The organism is Arthrobacter sp. B3I4 (assembly GCF_030816855.1).
Taxonomy (GTDB): domain Bacteria; phylum Actinomycetota; class Actinomycetes; order Actinomycetales; family Micrococcaceae; genus Arthrobacter.
In genome coordinates, this window is sequence record NZ_JAUSYK010000001.1 from 3,591,022 (window position 1) to 3,609,760 (window position 18,739).

The window sequence follows — 18,739 nt, forward strand, 5'->3', positions numbered from 1 at the left end:
AGAAGCAGGCCATCCGTTGCCCACTCTTGCCGACGTCGCACGCGCGGCGGCGTCCGAGATCCTCAGCCCCGTGCACTTGCCGGCAGATGACCAGCAGCTTGTCGCCGGTGCTGTGCTCTACGACGCCACGGCCACGACGGAGAAGTTCCCGGGTGCGATCGCCCTCGCCATCGGGCTGTCCCTGGCGGGTAAACGTCTCCCCGCACGCGTGCAGGAACTTCGCGAAGCCGGCTATGTGGCCATGGTCTATAAAACAAACGGCAAGCCGGACGGCGCCCTCCTGTCCGCCGCCCGGGACTCCGGCATGGCCCTATTCCGGGCCTCCGATGCGGTGCCGTGGAACCAGATTGCGGAGGTTCTGGATGCCGCCGTCGTCCCCCACAGGCAGTCCGGCCGCACCCTGGCGGACATCCGCCCGGGAGACCTGTTCGGCCTAGCCAACATTGTTGCGGCCCAAGCCGGCGGTGCGGTCGCCATCGCCGATCCCGAGCAGACCATCCTGGCGTACTCGACCCTCCGGGACCAGCCCATGGATGAGACCCGCAGGGATTCGATCCTGCGGCTGCAGGTGCCGCACTCATCGGAAACCGACAGCGACTACCGCCGCGTCCACGCCGCACGGACGGCGCTGGATGTGGCTTCAAAGGATGCCTCGCTCCGGCGGACCGCGATCGCCATCCGCGCCGGCGACTCCGTGCTGGGTTCACTTTGGCTGCTCCAGCGCAGGGACGCCGGCGAAAAGGGACAGCCCACCGCTGACGGGTCCACCGCCGACCGGTCCACCGCCGACGCGCACCGGGTCCTCCAGGAGGCAGCCAACGTCGCCGCGCTCCATCTGCTGCACAAGCAGACCAGCTTCGTCTCAAACCTCACCCGGCAGATCGATCTGGTCCAGCCGCTGCTTTTCGATCCGAAACGCGCCGCCCTGGCCGCCGTCCGGCTGGGCATCTCCGCTTCCACCGTCCGTGTGGTTGCCCTCAGCATCTGGCCCTCCGAGGCGCTGGCCGCCGAAACCCTGCAGACCCGGCTGCGCTTGTTCGACACGATCCGGACAGCCTGCGCCATCCGGCTGCCCTCCGCCGTGTGCGGACTTTCGGACAACATCGTCTACGCCGTGCTGCCGCAGACCACGGACTCCTCACGGCTGTTCCAGCACAGCGCCCTGCTGAAAATCGTCCACAATGCGCGGCGGCTGCTCGCCCGCCCGGTCCTGGCCGCGCTCGGGGCGGAGGCCACCATCGACCGGATCGAGGAGTCCCGGGTCAACGCGGAACTGGTCCTGGCCGAACTGGTCCGCAATGTGGCCGAGGGCCGCATCCCGCCGGATTCGGATGAGGTGGTGGCCGACGACGAGTCCCTGGGCTCCCGTCTCCAACTCCACCAGATCGCGTCCGCCCTGGGCGCGTCCGGGCACCTGCCCGGGGCCCATGCGCTCAGGATCGCCGAGCACGACCGGCTGTACAAGAAGTCCTTCGAGGAAACCGTCTACGTCTACCTGAATTGCGGCGGAAACGCGATCGAGGCGGCCAAGGCCCTGGACGTCCACGTCAACACCGTCCGCTACCGCCTGTCGCGTGTGAACCCCCTGTTCGGCATCGACCTGGAAGATCCCGAAACACGCCTGCTGGTGTGGCTTCAACTCTGGGCGCGCCACAACTAGGAGCGTTCCCCCTCCGCTGCTCCGCCCCGGGCCTTCGCCACGGTCATCAGGATCGCGCAGTCCTCCTCGGCGTGCAGGCTGTGCATTCCGTCCGGCACGATCAGCAGATCTCCTGCCTTCCCCTGCCAGGAATCGTCGCCCGACTGCAGCCGGACGCAGCCCCGCAGCACGAAGACCGTCGCCTCCCCTGGGTTCAGGTGTTCGCTGAGCTGGGTCCCGGCCTTGAACGCCATCACCGTCTGCCGCAGAACCTTTTCGTGGCCGCCAAAGACGGTGTCGGCGGCCCGTCCGCTTCCGGCGGCAAGCGCCGCGGTGATCTGCTGACGGGCCAGGGCTTCAATCGATATTTTCTGCATGGGCCTACCGTACTCAGGATCCGGGCCGATGCCGAGAGCTGCTTGCCCCGCGAACATTCCCGGCAGCCCCCGGCGAGGAGGGGTTAGGCTGAAGGGGCGGCTGAAGCAGACGGCCCACCGAACGTCCCAGCGGAGCAACACTCATGATTAAGGCCACCGCAGGCCCTCCTGCAAAGAAATCCTCCAAGACTCCTGCCTCTGAAGCAGACGCCCCAACCGCGCCCGCGCCCACCCGGGGAACCGCCACCGCCGGCAAAGATCCGGGCTCCGGCAAGCGGAAATCCGGGTCCGACGCCGGCCTCCGCACGCTCGCGGCGGAAGTCTTCGGTTTCTCCAGCCTTCACGACGGCCAGCTGGAGGGGATGCGCGCCCTCGCCGCCGGCCGGGACGTCCTCGCGGTGATGCCCACCGGGTACGGAAAGTCGGCGATCTACCAGGTGCCGGGCCTGCTGCTGCACCGCGGGGATTCCAACCACAAGGATCCGTATGAAGAGGAGCGCCCGACCGGCCGCGGCACCGCGCTGGTGGTCTCGCCGCTGATCTCGCTGCAGGAAGACCAGCTGGACGGGCTGCTGGAGGCCGCCGGGCCGGACGCTGCCGTCGCTATCAACTCCTCCCACGGCGCGGCGGAGCAGGAAGAAGCCTGGCAGGCCGCGGAAAGTGGAAAGGCCGCTTTCCTGTTCCTCGCCCCCGAGCAGCTGGCCAAGGACAGCACGGTGGAACGGCTCGCCGCCCTGAACATCACTCTGTTGGTGGTGGACGAGGCGCACTGCGTCACCGCCTGGGGCCACGATTTCCGCCCCGAATATCTCCGGCTCGGCGAGGTCCGCGAGCGTTTGGGCAACCCGACGACGGCGGCGCTCACCGCCACCGCTGCTCCCCCGGTCCGCGAGGAGATCCAGCAGCGTCTCGGGCTGACGGAGCCCCTGGTCCTGGTCCGCGGCTTTGACCGGCCCAACATCAGTCTCGACGTCGTCAGGCACCACGAGGACAAGGAGAAGCGCCGCGCCGTCGTCCGGCAGGCCACCGACCTCGTCGAGCAGCTGAGGACCCGGGACGCCGGGGGCTGCGGCCTGATCTATGCCGCCAAGCGCAAGGACACGGAACGATACGCCGAGAAGCTGGCCCGCAATGGCCTGCGTTCTGCCGCGTACCACGCCGGCATGGCGGGCGCGCAGCGGGCGGCCGTCCACGAACAGTTCCTCGACGGCGAGCTGGACGTCGTCGTCGCCACCACCGCGTTCGGAATGGGCATCGATAAGCCGGACGTCCGTTTCGTGCTGCACGCCGACGTGCCCGAATCCCTCGACAGCTACTACCAGCAGTTCGGCCGTGCCGGCCGCGACGGCGAACCCGCCCAGGCGGTGCTGCACTACCGTTCCGAGGACCTGGGCCTGCGCCGGTTCTTCGCCACCCACTCCCCGGACGAGGCTTCCCTCCGCGTCGTCCTCGCCGTCCTGAAGAAGGCCAAGGGACAGCTGCGGCGCAAAGCGCTCGCAGAGCAGACGGGTTTCCCGCCCCGGCGGCTCACCGGCCTGCTCAACCAGTTGCAGGACACCGGAGCGATCAGCACGGAACCTGACGGACTGCGCCTCCAAGCGTCAGGGAACCTCAACAAGGCGGTGGACCGCGCGATCGAACTCGCCGAGTCACGCGGACGGATTGACCAGTCCCGCGTCGAGATGATCCGCGGCTATGCCGAGACACGGCACTGTCGCCGCCAGTTCCTGCTGGGCTACTTCGGCGAGGACCTGCCCGAGCCGTGCGGCAATTGCGACAACTGCACGGCGGGCGACGCCGACGAAGAGTTGGCGGCGGCCGCCAGCGGGGCCGGGAACAATACGGCCGACGCATCGTCCGACGACGGCGGCTTCCCGGTGAACGCGGCCGTCGTTCATTCCGAATGGGGCACCGGCATGATCATGCAGCACGACGACGACGTCCTCACCGTGCTGTTCGACAGCGAGGGCTACAAGACGCTGTCCCGGAAGGCCGTGCAGGAGCGCGGGCTGCTTACGCTGGCCGCCGACTGAGCACGGAGCGCGTGAATTCACGACTCAGTACACGACGTCGAACGCGCAGAACTCCCCGGTCGCGGTGGACATCGATTCCTCGACGTGGTCCACGCGGCCGGGGGCTTGCTGCGAGCGCAGCCAGCTCCGGAACTGCAGCACCACGGGTTGCGGGCCCTCGACGACGACGCCGACGGTGCCGTCGTCGTTGTTCCGCACCGTGCCGCTGAGCGCCAGTTCCCCGGCCTTGCGTACCGTCCAGTAGCGGAACCCGACGGCCTGCACCATGCCCTCCACCCGCGCGGTGAGCCGCACGTCCGTGCCGCTGTTCGTGCCTTCGGAGTCCTCGCCTATTGCAGCCATGGCTCCAATGTAGTCCCGGCGCGGCAAGGGCCCTATCCGGGACTTTAGCCCCTTTCAGCCGCGGCATAGCCCCGGGATGGTGGAAGGAGACCTCCGGCACTGGGCACTGCGGAAACCCCGCGGTGGCCGCCGGAACGCCTGAAAGGACAAAGACAATGGCAGGACAATTCGAGATCTTTACCGACGCAGAATCCAACGTCCGGTTCCGGCTGCTGGGTGCGGACGGCACAGTGCTCGCTGTGTCCAAAGCCTTTGAGGACAAGCGCTCCGCAGCAGACGGCATCATGGCGGTCCGCGAGTGCGCGGGAACCGGGCTGATCCGGGAATCGCATGCGACACCGTGGGGCGGCACGACGTGGACCAAGAGCAGCCAGGCCTCCCACTCGGCCCTGCGCCGCCGGCGGCACTTACCCGCCGTGTGAGCTGCTGTTCGAAGCCGCACGTGTGCGGGTCCCCCACTTTGGTCGGTTCTTCGTAGCCGGCCCCGAAGGCCGCCGGCTGTAGGTTAGCCGGCGGCCTTCGCCGGCTGTCCGTTAGCCGGCGGCCTTCGCCGACTGTAGGTTAGCCGGGTGCCTTCGCCGGCCGCAGCGAGGTGATCATTTTCCGGATGTCCCGATATTCCGCGGTGTCTTTGTAGAGCCGTGCCTTCTCCAGGTAGGCCAGCGCCGGATCGCCCGGCGTGCGGTTGTGGGCGGGGTCGTAGGTGCTGCCGAACAATGCACCGCTGGGGGGCCACAGGAACAAATGGAACATCGGACAGGCCAGCGGTCCGGACTCGTCAGGCATCATGGTGATCCCGTACCGGGCCGTGGTCGACTGCGTGGGACCGGGGTCGGTGCCGTCCCCGCGGGATTCGAAAACATAGCGCGGTGCGGGCCGGTCCGCGGCCCCCGGTTCTGTGAGGGCTTGCAGCGGCTGGGAGTCGTAGACCTGGTAGGGGTACTGCCCCGTGCATTCCGCGCCGGTGACGATGTTGGTCCGCAACTGCGCCATCGGCTTGCCTTCCGCGTTGCTGACGTCCACGAACACGCCGCCCAGCGCACCGCCGGGGTCCCTGACAGTCCAGTCCGCCGGGTAGTCGAAGGACAGCCCGTCCGAGGTGGTGAACGTCTTCCAGCCCGAGGGTGCAGTGGTCGACGGCGCGGAGCCTGGTTGTTGTTTGGTGGACGGCGCTGTCGTGGACGGGGCAACGGTGGACGGGGTGTCGCCCGACCGTGCAGCTTCTGATGGCTGACCCGGTACGCCGCAGCCACCCAGCAACAGGTTTAGCCCGATGGCAGCGGCCGCAGCAGACAGCGTGCGTGTCACCTGAGCAGCTACTTCTCGGCCGGCCGCAGGGACATGATCATCTGCTTGGCCTGCTGGTATTCGGTGGTGTCCTTATATGCTTCGGGGGTGTCGACATGCATCGGTTTGCCCGGCGTGGTGTCGAAGGGGTCGTACACGCCGCCGAAGGAGGCGCCGCTGGGCGGCCAGTTGAAGAAGTGCGCCATGGGGCAGGCCTCGGTCCCGGTGGGCTCCGGCGCGGAGGTGAGACCGAACGCGAACGTCGTCGCCTTCGCCGGGTCCCGTGCCGTCGTTTGGGTCCGGGCTTCGTAGACGAAGCGCGGAGCCAGACCGCCCTGCGCCAGGGCCGGCACGGCCGCAGAGTCATAGACCATGAACGGCATCTTCTCTGCGCACTCAGCCCCGGTGACGATTCCGGTGCGCAGCGAGGCAATGGTCCTCCCGTAGTCGGTCAGCACGTGCACGTCCGCACCGTTGCCACCGGAAGTGGCATCCTTGATGGTCCACGTCGCCGGGTAGTTGAAGGTCAACGTGCCGTCCGTTGTGGTGAACGACTTCCAGTCTGCCGGGACGGTGGGTGCGGCACCGGTACCCGCCGTTGGTGGAGCAGCCGTCGCCGTCGCGCTCGCCGGAGAGGAGCCGGGGGTGCCCGGCTGGGAGGAAGCGCTCGACGTTGACGACCCTGTCGACGTCGGCGCGGCCAGGGAACTGGCTGTGGGGGACTCCGTCGCCGGCGCGGCGGCCGGGGATCCACATCCTGTCAGGAGCAGCGTCCACAACGCGCCAGCACCGGCGGTGGCAAATGCTGCAGTTGCCCGCATGTCACCCTCCCCCGGAGTCGCCGGTATTTGCACTATTCTCGGCGGTTACGGCGCGGAGCGTAGGGCCTTAGGTCCCTAAAGGCGCCCGGGGTCCGCCAGCAGGTGCCGCCTCGTGCGGCGTGAGCAGACCCACGTTGACATTCCGCCGATTTCAACGGAAGGGGTGAAGCTTGCTAGACCTGAAAAGATGCAAGATTTTCTGAGCTCTGCCATGCCCTTCCTCGCCGTCGCCCTGGCCGTGGCCGCCGGTCTGGTCGCTTCCTGGGTGGTGCGCCGGATTGTCCTGCGGCTTTACCGGAAGCAGGAGGCGCTGCGGGAGACGTCCAGGGTGGCGCGGCTGCCGCTGCGCTTTGTCCTCTGCCTGATCGGCGTGCGGATCGCCCTGGCCATGGCCACCGACGACGCCGAGTGGCGCCGAAACGCGGATCATGGCCTGGTTATCGCGCTGATCGTCTCCGTGGCCTGGTTGGCGATTGCCGTACTGCTGATCATCGAGACTATGGTCCTCACGCGCTATCGGACCGATGTGGCGGACAACCGGCGTGCCCGGCGGCTTCGTACCCAGGTCATCTTGGCCCGGCGAATCGGCGTCGCGCTGGTCGCTGTCGTAGCACTGGGCAGCATCATGCTCACCTTCCCAGCCATCCAGGCACTCGGCGCCGGGCTGCTCGCCTCCGCCGGCGTGATCTCGATAGTGGCCGGCCTCGCGGCGCAGACCTCGCTGGTTAACGTCTTCGCCGGGATGCAACTGGCGTTCACCGACGCGATCCGCGTGGATGACGTCGTCGTGGTTCAGAAGGAGTGGGGCCGGATCGAGGAAATCACCCTGACCTACGTGGTGGTCCACATCTGGGATGACCGCCGGCTGATCCTGCCCTCGACATACTTCACCACCACCCCGTTCGAGAACTGGACCCGACGTCAATCCGAGGTGATGGGCACTGTCGAGTTTGACCTCGACTGGCGTGCGCCGGTGGGTGCGATGCGGGTCGAACTCAAGAAGGTCCTTGCCAGCACCGAGCTTTGGGACGAGCGGGTCGGCATCCTGCAGATCACTGACGCCACTGCCGGCTTTGTCCGGGTGCGCATCCTGGTCAGCGCCGCGGACAGCGCCGCGCTCTTCGACCTGCGCTGCCTGATCCGCGAAGAGCTGGTGCTCTTCCTGCAGGAAAAGTACCCGAGCGCGCTCCCCCATATCCGGCTCGAGTCCGCGCCCGTTGCCGCTTCTCCGCAGCACACCCCGCGGCGGCCCGGCAAGATCTCCGCCGCGGACGAGACCGCCGCGAGGCTCCCCTCCGACCCGCACGACTCCCAACTCTTCACCGGCTCCATCGAGGCGGTGCAGCGCTCCCGGGCGTTCTCCGGACCCGGCGACGACGTGTTCGAGGACCGGGATAAGTCGATCGCAGCGCAGAACTAGGGCCTCTTCAGGGCTCGTCGTCCTTACTTCTCCTCGCGGCTGTCGTCCCTGGTGTCGTCCCTGCCGTCTTCCCTGGCGTCTTCCCTGGCCGGCGCGTCGGGTCGATAATCGGTGCCATGACGATACCTCCGCAACCCGACCCCGATCCGTTCCCGCCCGAGCCGGGACCGACGTCGCCGTCTCCGCAGCCCGGCGAGCCGTTCCCGCCGGCCCCGGGGCCGACACCGCCGCCGCCCATCCCGGCACCCGGACCAAGCCCTACGCCGGGCCCCACACCGCCGGGACCGCTGCCGATTCCGGACCCCGGCCCGGTCCCGCCACCGCCCGTTCCGCCTAGCCCGGACCCCACGCGGTTCTAGCTCCCGACGCGCCATCACGCCCGCGACGCGCAAATGACCCTGCGACACCGAAATTACGGGGTCGCAGGGTCATTTGCGCGTCGGCAGGCTATTTCGCTATCGGTGCTTAGTCGACGACGATGTCGCGGGTCCGGTGGTCATAGCGGATGATCAGGACCCCGCCGCGGTGGTGCACCTCATGGTTGGCTCCGTCGAACACACCGAAGGCGCCATAGTTCTCATCCCAGGAACGGTTGAGCGCGATCTTGAAGCTGTAGGAACCTGCCGGCAGCTCCGCGGCGAGCTTCCAGAGCTGGTCCACCTCATCCAGCTGCATCTGGGATTCGTCGTACTGCGGAGCCCAGTTCGCGGGCGCGCCCAGCAGGACGTTGAAGTCACCGGCGACGGCCACCTCGGCCGGCTGCTCGACGGCGGGCGCTCCGGCGGACGGCTGCTCGGCGGCGGGCGCTCCGGCGGGCGGCTGCTCGGCGGCGGGAGCCTCGGCAGCAGCGGACTCGTCAGGCGCCTTCTCCGCAGACTTCCGCTTCCGGACAGCCTTGGCCACCGGGGCAACGGCTTCTTCGACCAGCTTGGCCGCCTTGTCGGCCACCTTCTCGGCGACCTGCACGGCTTTCGGAGCCGCCTTGGGAGCGTGGTGCCCGGCCGGGGCGGCAGGCAGCGGGGTGTCGGCCGGAACCGGAGTACCGGCGTCGAGCGCTGCCGTGAAAGCGGCGGGATCGGCGAAAGCGACCGTGGCCCGCTGGCCGTCCTCGGTGATGGTCCAGCCGGAGCGGCCCTTGACCAGCCAGCCGGCCTTGACCAGCTTGGCCGTGGCGCTGGTGAGCGCCTTGTGGCCACGGGGGATGCCGCCGCTGAGCAGCTCGCGCTCGTGGTCGTTGAGCGGCACCCGTGCGATCGCCTCGCCCAGCACGACGCCGGCGTTCAGCTTCTCGCCCGACCACACCCCCTCAGCCAGGACATCCAGCACAGCCTTAAGCCGAAGGTTAGTGTTTTCCGCAGCGTTCGCGCCCATGGGTCTCCTTTAGAAACAATTGATCCTCCTGCATTTTGTCAAGGTTCTGCGGGTTCCGCGACCGCCCGAGGATACCCGCGTGTGTCGTGACCCGATATGACGGTTCGGGGACCGGCCGCTGGCTGCCCGCAGAGCTGCCCATGGCGCCGCCCTCGGGCGGGTCAGGAGCAGCGTTATCCGTGGGACCATGGATCAATTGCTGGCCGTTGCGCGTACTTTTCGCGCATGTCCGGACAGTGACGACGAGAGGAGCCCGCCATGCCAGGTCCCATCAGGAAGTGGCTGCTGTCCTACGCCGTAACCGCCGTCATCTTCGCTGGAGTTGACGCCGTCTGGATTCTCACCGTAGTGAACAACCAGTACCGGAGCCAGATCGGCGACCTGCTCGCGGACCGGTTCAACCTGGCGGGCGCGGTCCTGTTCTACCTTATTTTCGTGGCGGGCATCGTGCACTACGGCGTGCGGCCCAACGACGCCGGGGCGACCCTGCAGAGCCGGGTGACGGGAGCGGCCCTGTACGGGTTCTTCACCTACGCGACCTGGGCCCTCACCGCGTTCGCCGTCCTCAAGGGCTTCCCGGCTTTGGTCGCCGTGACTGACATCGTCTGGGGCGCCGTCGTCTGCAGCGGGGTCACCGCCCTCACCGCCGTGATCCTTCGGCTGCGCCCCCGCCCGCCTGCCGACTAAGCTGCCTGCACGGACCGGTGGCTGGAACTGCGGTGGCACTGCGCCGTGGCCAGCTCCCGGCTGCTGGTCTCCTTTCGGGAAACCGTTGCCCGCGGCAAGCAGGCTGGTTAGAGTGGCTTGATCGCCGCCGCCGCTGTGGCTGATCCGCGGCACTCCCCCTCTGGTCAGGAGATCCCATGGAACGACGTACCCTCGGCTCGCTCACCGTTTCGGCCCTTGGACTGGGCTGCATGGGCATGAGCGAGTTTTACGGCCAGGGCGACGAAAGCGAGTCTGTCGCCACCATCCATGCCTTCCTCGATGCCGGCGGCACACTGTTGGACACCGCCGACATGTACGGCCCGTTCACCAACGAGAAGCTGGTTGGCCGCGCCATCGCGGGCCGCCGGGACGACGTCGTGCTGGCCACCAAGTTCGGCAATGAGCGCCGCGAGGACGGCTCCTGGGTGGGGATCAACGGCAAGCCCGAGTACGTCCGGGCCGCGTGCGACGCGAGCCTGCAACGCCTCGGCGTGGGCCACATTGACCTTTACTACCAGCACCGCGTGGACAAAACCGTACCGATCGAGGAGACCGTCGGTGCGATGGCGGAGCTGGTGGAGGCTGGCAAGGTGCGGCACCTGGGGCTCTCCGAGGCCAGCGCCGACACTGTCCGCCGGGCCCACGCCGTGCATCCGATCACGGCGCTGCAGACCGAATACTCACTGTGGGAGCGCGAACCGGAGACCAAGATCTTCCCGGTCCTGGCCGAGCTCGGCATCGGCTTCGTCCCCTACAGCCCGCTGGGCAGGGGCTTCCTCACCGGGCAGCTGCGCAGCGAGGCGGACTTCGCCGAGGACGATTTCCGCCGCCACTCGCCGCGGTTCCAGGGTGAGAACTTCACCCGCAACCTCGCCTTGGTGGACCGGGTGACGGAACTGGCCACCGAAAAGGCGTGCACGCCCGCGCAGCTTGCCCTCGCTTGGCTGCTGGCTCAGGGCGAACACATCGTGCCGATCCCGGGAACCAAGAAGCGCGAACGGCTACGCGAGAACCTGGGCGCCGTCCACGTGCCGCTCTCTGCCCAGGACCTGGCCCGGCTTGATGAGCTGGCTCCCGCCGGCGTTGCGGCGGGCGCACGCTACCCCAACATGGGCACCATCGACGTCTAGGAACGGGAACGGTATGGCCTGTCCGCAGCGGCGGGACGAGCCGTAGCTTCCATCTCCCCGGCTGCGCTCAGCGAGGAGCGCCACAGTCCATAGAGAGCGTCGGCAGCGTGAGGTGCCGCGGCCAGAACGCCTCCCGATGCGGGAAAGCAACAGCGCCGTCCCTCGGCGTCGAGCACTGTCCCGCCGGCCTCCTGCACGATGAGGGCGGCCGCGAGATGATCGGCCGGGCCGAAGTGGTGGATGACTGCTCCGGCGCCGCGGCCGGCCGCGATGCCGACGACGGACATGGTCCCGGATCCCATCACGCGCAGGGTGCAGTGCCGCTCGCTCAGCGCCGCCAGCATCTCCAGCATGCCGGGCCAGGTCCGATGGTTGGCCAGTTCTGTGGACACGATGCGGCCGCTCAAGGGATCCCCGTCGACGGCTTGAAAGGGGATCCGCAGCGGGGCGCCATTGAGCTTCGCACCTCGGTCCTGCACCGCTTCGAAGATTTCATTGCGCCACGGGTCAGCGACAACGCCGACCAACGGGACGCCGTCGAGCGCAAGGGAAAGCGAGAATGCGTTCCAGGGAATGCCGTTCGCGAGGTTGGCTGTGCCATCGACCGGGTCGAGGTACCAACACGGAACGCCGGGCACCGACGAACCGCCCAGCTCCTCCCCGACGAAACTGTGGCCGCTGAACTGCGCGCCAATGATCTCCCGGACATGACGTTCGACCCCAACATCGACCTCCGTCACCAGGTCCGCTGGGTCTTCTTTGGTGGAGATCTGCCCGGGGTCGGTCGAGCTGATGAACTTGATCGCCCACTCGCCAAGCTGCCTGGCGACCGCAGCCGCGCGGTCCAGGTCGAGGCCGGCCGGACCGGCATCTGTCCGGGACCCGTACCCCGGCTGACGTCGGGGCCGTCCCCGAAGAAGCCGCTGCAGGTCCGGCAGCCGGTTCGTGGTCACGGAGTCCACGCCCGCATCGAGCATCCGCAGCATGCCCGGCTCATCGTCCACCGTCCATACCGCCACTTTGTAACCCAAGGCGTGGACGGCCCGGACAAGGCCTGGGGTTACGAAGCGCACGTCCGAATTGATGAACTCCGGTGCGAGGGCCGCCGTGTCCGCTGCTGTGGGCGGCTGCGGCTTATCCCACGGCATCCAGACCCGGGCGTCTGCATCCACAGAACGGATCAAGCGCATACCGTCCAGGTCACCGCACCAGGCAACGTTGACGCCGCTCCCGGAGGCAACCTCGTAGGCCGCTGCTGCCGGTTCGGCGGAGTCCATGTCAATGAGAAGCGTCGATTCCGAGGCTGCAAACAGCGGCAGGACCTCGGCCAGCAAAGGTATCCGCTGCGTACCGTCGCCGGCACTGCCTATTTCCTCACGTGTCATCTCGGAGACAGCCCTGTCCACTCCCCACAGGCGCTCGAGGGTCGGGTCATGCAGCACGATAACCGTGCCGTCCGCAGTCACGCGCACATCGATTTCGACGAAATCGGCACCGGCCGCCAATGCGGACGTGACCGCAGCTATGGTGTTCTCCCGGTGCCGGCTTGTGTCGCCGCGATGGGCACAGGCGCACGGACCTTGATGCTTCTGCGAGCGTCCGCCCTCGGTCACGGGCGCACGCTCGTGGTCGAGGGGTCCGAAACGAGCTGGTCATCGCGGAACGTCATGGCCTTGTTGATGCGGACGAACCCGGACGATCCGAGCGGCGGGACGTCTCCCGAAATGTAGGCCCTGAGTTTCGCATCGGCGCGCTGCAGAAGGACTTCGTGGAAGTGGCCCCTGGGCACGATCCGTTCCACCGTGGCCGGATGGCTTCCCGGCACCTGCACGGCGCTGAAAACCACATCCTCGGGCCGAATCCCGACTACGTCCTCACCGGGCAGAATCACCCCGTCACGGTACGTGCCTTCAATCCGGTTCATGGTGCCGATAAAACCGGCGACGAATGCGGTTTTTGGCTGCGCGTACAGCTCCGCAGGGGTGCTGTACTGCTCGATACGCCCGTTGTTCATCACGGCGATCCGGTCGGACATGGACAGGGCCTCATCCTGGTCATGAGTCACAATGACGGTGGTAATGCCGAGCCTTTGCTGGATCTCCCGGATGTCTTCACGGACTTTGACACGCAATTTGGCGTCCAGGTTGCTCAGCGGTTCGTCAAGGAGCAGGAGATCCGGTTCCTGTACCAGGGCCCGGGCCAAGGCCACCCGCTGCTGCTCTCCGCCTGAGATCTGTCCGGGCCGGGAATGTTTGTGATGCAGCAGGTTCACCAGTCCCAGCACGTTGCTGACATGTTCTTCAATCTCCGCCTTCGGCAGTTTTCGCAGCTTCAGCGGAAAGGCGACGTTCTTGAAGACGGTCATGTGCGGCCACAGGGCGTAGTTCTGGAACACCATGGCGCTCGGCCGCTTGTCGGCGCCGAGAGCGGTAACGTCCCGGCCCGCCACCTTAATCGACCCCTGGTCCGGGGTGAGGAATCCGGCGATCATGCGCAGTGTCGTCGTTTTGCCGCAGCCGGAGGGGCCAAGGAGGGAAACGAGTTCGCCCTCGTTAACGGACAGATTGAGATCGTCGATGATGGTTCGGCCGCCGAGAACTTTGCTCAGCCCGGTGATCTCGAGACCCTCCAGCGGTTGACCGGGAATCGTTCCCCGGCGTGCCGCGGGAGGCGCTGTTTCGTGTCGTGTGTTCATGGTGCGCCCCGCTATCTGATCTGGAAGCCCTCGGCGAGTTGGCCACCCATAATGTGTTTACGGGCCGCCAGCATCAGGGCAACGGAGGGGATGGACAACAGGATGGAGAAGACGGCCGCCACCTGGTTGGGATAGTTCAGGACGAGGGTGTACATCTGCGTCGGCATGGTGAAGTATTCCGGTGCGCCGACGAGGTAAGTGCCCTGGGCCTCATCGAACGCTGCGATGAACGACATGACGATGGCGACCAGAATTCCCGGCAGCGCCATGGGGAGCGTCACGCTAAAAAGAACCCGGACTTTTGAGGCACCTGCATCCCTGGCCGCTTCTTCAAGACTTCGCGGTACGGCGGCGAAGGCAGCGGCTGGAATCCAGGTCATGAAGACAACGGTGCCGAGGATCTGCACGATGACAATACCGGCGACGGTGTTCATGAGATTCAGGGTGTAGAACAACGACGCCATGGTCGCGTACAGGCCCATCTTGGGAAAGGCGTTGGTGGCGAACAGGCCGATCAGAAATGTCCTTCTGCCGAAAAAATCGAACCGGCCGAAAGCATAGGCGGCCGGCAGGCAAATAACAGCCGAAGCGAGAACCACGATCGGGGTGATCGTCAAAGAGTTTTGAACTGCGGCGAAAAGTTGCTGATCCTGGAACACTGTCTGCCACCACCGCAATGTCCAGCCGTCCGGCCCCAAATTCGGGTACGTCCAGTCGACGGCAAAGGCGTGCACCGCCAGCCAGAGCAAAGGCCCCAGGATGAACACCACCATGAAAGCAACGAACAACGCTACGAGCATTTTCGCGCCGAACGCTCCCATGCGGTTCGCCGGTACAGCGCCTATCCCCCTGCCCAGCCGGGCTGGACGGTCCACGCCCTCACTTGCGGCGGGACTTGGAGTTTTGGTCAAGTTGACCATCACACCCTGCCTTGGTCCTTGGCGCTACGCAGGTTCGCCCAGACGTAGAAGCCGGCTATTCCCGACGCAGCAATGAACACCGCAAATGCCATCACCATTGACTGCTGCGGCTGATTGAACGAGATGAAGTATTTTGTGAGTTCAACCCCGAGCATGTTCGGCGTATTCGGGCCGGTGAAGTAGGGGACGGTGAAAGAACCGATGACGCTGATAGCGGTAAAAGTGCCCGCAATGACGATCGGTACGAATGCCATCGGCACCATGATCGAGGTGACAATCCGCAGGAACCCGGCGCCCGCGTCCCGCGCTGATTCGATCATGGCATCGGGAATCGCCTGCAGGCCGGAAGCGATCATCAGGACTGCGAAGGGCAGGGACGTCCAGATGGAAGCGATGATGACAGCGACGACCGTGTACCCCCAGGCAGGGGCTTCGACGCCGAACTGGGCGAAGAAGCTGCGCACGAAGCCGTTACCGGAATAGAACGTCAGAATCGCCCAGGAGGCAATGACGACGGGGATGAACAAGGGAACGACGGCGAGGCCCGAGAGGAGGCTGGCCAGCCAGCCTCCTCTCAACCTCAAATACAGCCCGATCCCCATAGCCATAAACAGCACGGTGGAGGCACTCACCACAGTGACAAGGAGGGTGACTCCGAGGTCGGCCAGGAACATCGGATTCGTGAACACATCCTGATAGGCCGCCAGCGTCCCCCACCAGTTCTCCGCTTCATGGACGTTCAGCCCGATCGTGGCTACGACCGAGTTCAGTCCCCCCGTGAAGCCGAGACTGAATGCCAGCGCGAGGACTATCGGGAAACCGACGAAAGTCAGGATGAAAAGGATCGGCGGCAGGGCCATGGCGAAACCAAGGCGGGAAAGACCCTGATTCTTTTGGCGAGCCGGCCGCGACCGGCGCGCCAGCCGTCCCCGGCGGACCGGCTGCGCCTCCCCGCCCGTACTCGGAACTGACGCCATGGTGCCCTCGCTACTGCCGCCGTCGGACTCTTGCACGGTGCTACTTCCCCGGCACCTTTTCAGCCCACAGCCTGTTCAGGTCCTTCGTCATCGGGTTGAAATAGGTCAGCCGAAGGTTTTCGGTGTCAGCCCTCTCGAACTGCTTCTGGACCTCGGGAGGCAATTTGTCCAGGCTGATGACCGGGTAACCAGCCAAGGTGTCGACGGTGAGGGCCTGCGCCTTCGGGGTGAGGACCCAGTTGGCCAACTTGAGCGCGGCGTCCTGCCGCGGAGAGGTTTTTGGGATGCCCAGGTACGCCGCGCCGCCGGTCAGTGAAGGTTCACTGATCTGCGTGTAGGCCACCGTCTTGGGGATCTGCCCGGTTTTCTGGCCGTTGATGAACATGTCCGACCACACCGGGGCCATCGCCAGCTCGCCGCTTCCGAGCATTTTCAGGACTTGGTCGTTGCCGTTGGGGTAGACGCCTTTTTGGTAGACGTAGGGGTTCAGGCTGGCCAGCGTCTTGAATCCTTCGTCCCAGTATTTCTCCAGATCGGGCTCATAGCCGGTGACCATTTTCTGGCGGACATCCGCAGGGACGTTCATATCCAGGACCGAAGTGACGAAGGACTGACCGGAACCGCCGGAGTTAGGCGTGTTGTAGGTGAATTTGCCCGGGTTCGCCTTGATCCAGGCCAGCACATCGGCCATGGTCTTCGGCGGGGTAGGAACCGTTTTGGTGTCGTAGGCCAACAACACTGAGGAACCGCGGTAAGGAATGCCTCCCGAGCCGCCTGCGGTGACGGTGTCTTTGGGAAGACCGTCCAAGGCAGCGATGTTGCTCGGCGAAACAGGCGTGAGCAGATTGGCTGCGGACGCCTGGGAAACGAACCCGGCATCGACGAGGTCAAAACCCGGGTCTTTGCCCTGCTGGACGGCGCTGGTCATCTTCGCCATCGTCTGCTGGTCATGTTCGCCATGCAGGTCAAGCGTCACTTTGACCTTGTAGCCCGGGTTGTCCTTCTCGAAGGCGGGACCGAGCGAATTCTGCCAAAGATCACTGACGTTGGACCCGCCACTGATGAAAACGGTCAAGGTCTTGTCTCCGCTATCACCGCCGGCGGCCGGCTGCGACCCGCTGCTGCTTTGCACGCAGCCGCTCAGCGCCAGGGCCGTGACCCCTGCCATCGCACCTGCTGTGACCAGTTTCTGTATTTTCACTGTTCCCCCTGAGATTTAGCGTCGAAGCAAGTTCAGGACAGCGGGTCCGGCCAGGCGGTGAGTTCCGCGAAGGACCATGGGCTCGCAATAGCGGTGCCCTCTTCCCAAGCACCATTGCTATTTTGTAAGAAGGTACTGACAAACGGACATATACGCAAGGGGTTCATGGAGCCCCAGGCCCGGCCGACGGCAGGGGGCGAAAGGCGGTCGACGTCGCCGAGACACCGACTGTTATTATCGAGTCACTTGTCCTAACAAGCTGACAAAGGGACACAAGCATTGAAGGGAACGACGTCATGGTTCGGTTGGACCTGAACATCGACCGCACATCTCCTGTACCGCTGTACCACCAGGTGGCCCAAGGCATCGAGTCGGCCATTCACAGCGGCGCCTTGGCCCCGGGCAGCCGGCTTGAGAATGAAATAGACCTGGCTGCACGGTTCAGCCTTTCCCGGCCCACCATGCGCAAGGCAATGGATGAGCTAGTGCGCTCCGGGCTCGTGGTCCGAAAGCGCGGCGTGGGCACCCAGGTGGTCGCCAGCCAGGTAAGGCGCAATCTCGAGCTTTCCAGCCTCTTCGATGACCTTCAGCACAGCGGAAAGCGACCCACCACTGAAGTCCTGTCGGTTGCCCACATCGACGCCGACGACGTCACCAGGGAGGCGCTGCAGCTGCCCCAGGGCGCCCGGGTCTACCAGATCAGCCGGGTCAGGTCGATGGACGGCAAGCCACTGGCATTGATGGAAAATCTGGTCCGCGACGACATCGTGGACCTTGACGAGGAAAGCCTCTCGGAGCGCGGGCTGTATGAGATTCTGCGCGCGGCGGGAGTCAATTTCCGGCTGGCGAACCAGCGTATCGGAGCCGTGACGGCCAATGAGCAGCAGGCGCGGCTGCTCAAGACCACAGTGGGCGCGGCGTTGGTGACCATGGAGCGCACAGCCGTGGACGACCAGGGACGTTCCGTGGAGACCGGACGGCACGTTTACCGGGCAGATGCGTACAGCTTCGAGATGACCCTGGTCCAACGCTAGTTGTAGCCGATTCATCGTGATCTGGTGGTGCCGGTGGACAGCCCTCGGGGAAATCCGTCCCTGGCGGGAGACCACGGCTGGGAACTTAGGCGGCGCCTACCGCTGGCCTTTCCGACCCATCACCCCCAAGGGCTCACGTTCGCCGACGGCCGCACGTTCCTGTCGTCGGTGGAAGTCCTTGAAGCGCCGGCGGCCCTTCCATCGCCCCCGGGGACAGCCCCGGGGCTGTCCCCCGCTTGCTCCTCCGCCTACTCCCCCGGCCGTGGAATCGGGCACATCTTCGTCGTGGACTCCCGGGGAGTTCTGGTCCGCGATGTCCGCGTGGGTCGCGGCGACATCTACCACCCGGGTGGCATTGATTTCGATGGCACCAGTATCTGGTTCCCCGTCGCCGAGTACAGGCCCCGGAGCAACAGCGTGATCTCGACATTGGACCCGGTGACCCTTGAGGTGCGGGAGAGGTTCCGCGTCAAGGATCATGTCGGCTGGGCGGTCCATGACCCCGAGAGCGGTCTTGTTCGCGGCGGCGGGTGGGGTTCTCGCCGGTTCTACACCTGGACGTCGGACGGCGTCGAGGTGAGCCTGTGGGACAACCCGGGCAGCTTCGTTGACTATCAGGACTGCCAGTACGTGGGTCCGGGCCGGGCACTCTGCAGCGGCCTGTCGGTACTGCCCTTCGCGGACGGACAATCTGAGCTCGGCGGTGTTGCTCTGGTTGATTTTGCCCGGCAGCAGATCCTGCAGGAGACTCCTGTCCGGGTCGTCAGCAGTGCCGGCCACGTCG

19 protein-coding genes are annotated in these 18,739 nt (G+C 66.0%); 9 read left to right on the forward strand and 10 right to left on the reverse strand.

What is annotated here, in order from left to right:
• The first annotated feature begins 16 nt into the window (after positions 1–16).
• Positions 17–1,660, forward strand: coding sequence for a CdaR family transcriptional regulator (locus QFZ61_RS16835; protein ID WP_307037912.1), 1,644 nt, complete (start codon positions 17–19; stop codon positions 1,658–1,660).
• Here the strand turns inward: QFZ61_RS16835 and QFZ61_RS16840 are convergent.
• Positions 1,657–2,016 (reverse strand): cupin domain-containing protein, encoded by a 360-nt coding sequence (locus tag QFZ61_RS16840; RefSeq protein WP_307037913.1) that lies wholly within the window; start codon positions 2,014–2,016, stop codon positions 1,657–1,659. The genes QFZ61_RS16835 and QFZ61_RS16840 overlap by 4 nt on opposite strands.
• A 143-nt stretch (positions 2,017–2,159) precedes the next feature.
• Between QFZ61_RS16840 and QFZ61_RS16845 the strand changes: the two genes are divergently transcribed.
• On the forward strand, positions 2,160–4,049 hold the full coding sequence (locus tag QFZ61_RS16845) for an ATP-dependent DNA helicase RecQ (RefSeq protein WP_307037914.1): 1,890 nt from the start codon (positions 2,160–2,162) through the stop codon (positions 4,047–4,049).
• A 24-nt stretch (positions 4,050–4,073) separates the two neighbouring features.
• Here the strand turns inward: QFZ61_RS16845 and QFZ61_RS16850 are convergent, their stop codons facing one another.
• Entirely contained in the window at positions 4,074–4,391 is a 318-nt protein-coding gene (locus tag QFZ61_RS16850) for an acylphosphatase (RefSeq protein ID WP_307037915.1), read from the reverse strand.
• A 155-nt stretch (positions 4,392–4,546) separates the two neighbouring features.
• Here QFZ61_RS16850 and QFZ61_RS16855 point away from each other — a divergent pair, with 155 nt between their 5' ends.
• Entirely contained in the window at positions 4,547–4,813 is a 267-nt protein-coding gene (locus QFZ61_RS16855) for a DUF1508 domain-containing protein (RefSeq protein WP_307037916.1), read from the forward strand.
• A 139-nt stretch (positions 4,814–4,952) separates the two neighbouring features.
• On the opposite strand, the gene QFZ61_RS16860 is transcribed toward QFZ61_RS16855, so the two are convergent.
• Entirely contained in the window at positions 4,953–5,699 is a 747-nt protein-coding gene (locus QFZ61_RS16860; RefSeq protein ID WP_307037917.1) for a hypothetical protein, read from the reverse strand.
• 8 nt (positions 5,700–5,707) lie between these two features.
• Positions 5,708–6,208 (reverse strand): hypothetical protein, encoded by a 501-nt coding sequence (locus tag QFZ61_RS16865; RefSeq protein WP_307037918.1) that lies wholly within the window; start codon positions 6,206–6,208, stop codon positions 5,708–5,710.
• A 1-nt stretch (position 6,209) separates the two neighbouring features.
• On the opposite strand from QFZ61_RS16865, the gene QFZ61_RS16870 reads away from it, so the two are divergent.
• Complete coding sequence (locus QFZ61_RS16870) at positions 6,210–6,578, forward strand: hypothetical protein (protein ID WP_307037919.1); 369 nt, start codon at positions 6,210–6,212, stop codon at positions 6,576–6,578.
• 108 nt (positions 6,579–6,686) lie between these two features.
• Positions 6,687–7,919, forward strand: a complete 1,233-nt coding sequence (locus QFZ61_RS16875) for a mechanosensitive ion channel family protein (protein ID WP_307037920.1) — start codon at positions 6,687–6,689, stop codon at positions 7,917–7,919.
• A 465-nt stretch (positions 7,920–8,384) separates the two neighbouring features.
• Here the strand turns inward: QFZ61_RS16875 and QFZ61_RS16880 are convergent, their stop codons facing one another.
• Positions 8,385–9,290: a glycosidase gene (locus tag QFZ61_RS16880; protein ID WP_307037921.1), complete on the reverse strand. Its 906-nt coding sequence runs from the start codon at positions 9,288–9,290 to the stop codon at positions 8,385–8,387.
• 258 nt (positions 9,291–9,548) lie between these two features.
• Here QFZ61_RS16880 and QFZ61_RS16885 point away from each other — a divergent pair, with 258 nt between their 5' ends.
• Together QFZ61_RS16885 and QFZ61_RS16890 are read left to right on the forward strand one after the other, a co-directional pair.
• A complete protein-coding gene (locus tag QFZ61_RS16885) occupies positions 9,549–9,977 on the forward strand; it encodes a DUF2177 family protein (protein WP_307037922.1) in 429 nt (142 codons plus the stop codon).
• Between the two features lie 176 nt (positions 9,978–10,153).
• Positions 10,154–11,128 carry an aldo/keto reductase gene (locus QFZ61_RS16890; protein ID WP_307037923.1) on the forward strand — a complete coding sequence of 325 codons (975 nt, stop codon included), beginning with the start codon at positions 10,154–10,156 and terminating at the stop codon, positions 11,126–11,128.
• Here QFZ61_RS16890 and QFZ61_RS16895 read toward each other — a convergent pair.
• The 5 genes from QFZ61_RS16895 to QFZ61_RS16915 all read right to left on the reverse strand — a co-directional run bounded on the left by QFZ61_RS16895 (position 11,125) and on the right by QFZ61_RS16915 (position 16,921).
• Entirely contained in the window at positions 11,125–12,741 is a 1,617-nt protein-coding gene (locus QFZ61_RS16895) for an inositol monophosphatase family protein (RefSeq protein ID WP_307037924.1), read from the reverse strand. The genes QFZ61_RS16890 and QFZ61_RS16895 overlap by 4 nt on opposite strands.
• Positions 12,738–13,823, reverse strand: coding sequence for an ABC transporter ATP-binding protein (locus tag QFZ61_RS16900; protein WP_307037925.1), 1,086 nt, complete (start codon positions 13,821–13,823; stop codon positions 12,738–12,740). The genes QFZ61_RS16895 and QFZ61_RS16900 overlap by 4 nt, the downstream gene beginning before the upstream one ends.
• Before the next feature lie 11 nt (positions 13,824–13,834).
• A complete protein-coding gene (locus QFZ61_RS16905) occupies positions 13,835–14,743 on the reverse strand; it encodes an ABC transporter permease (RefSeq protein WP_307037926.1) in 909 nt (302 codons plus the stop codon).
• Entirely contained in the window at positions 14,743–15,603 is an 861-nt protein-coding gene (locus QFZ61_RS16910) for an ABC transporter permease (RefSeq protein ID WP_307037927.1), read from the reverse strand. Before QFZ61_RS16910 ends, QFZ61_RS16905 begins: the two co-directional genes overlap by 1 nt.
• 157 nt (positions 15,604–15,760) lie before the next feature.
• Complete coding sequence (locus QFZ61_RS16915) at positions 15,761–16,921, reverse strand: extracellular solute-binding protein (protein ID WP_307037928.1); 1,161 nt, start codon at positions 16,919–16,921, stop codon at positions 15,761–15,763.
• 296 nt (positions 16,922–17,217) lie between these two features.
• On the opposite strand from QFZ61_RS16915, the gene QFZ61_RS16920 reads away from it, so the two are divergent.
• Positions 17,218–17,955, forward strand: coding sequence for a GntR family transcriptional regulator (locus QFZ61_RS16920; protein WP_307037929.1), 738 nt, complete (start codon positions 17,218–17,220; stop codon positions 17,953–17,955).
• Between the two features lie 33 nt (positions 17,956–17,988).
• The coding region (locus tag QFZ61_RS16925; protein WP_307037930.1) for a DUF6454 family protein at positions 17,989–18,739 on the forward strand (751 nt) is incomplete at its 3' end.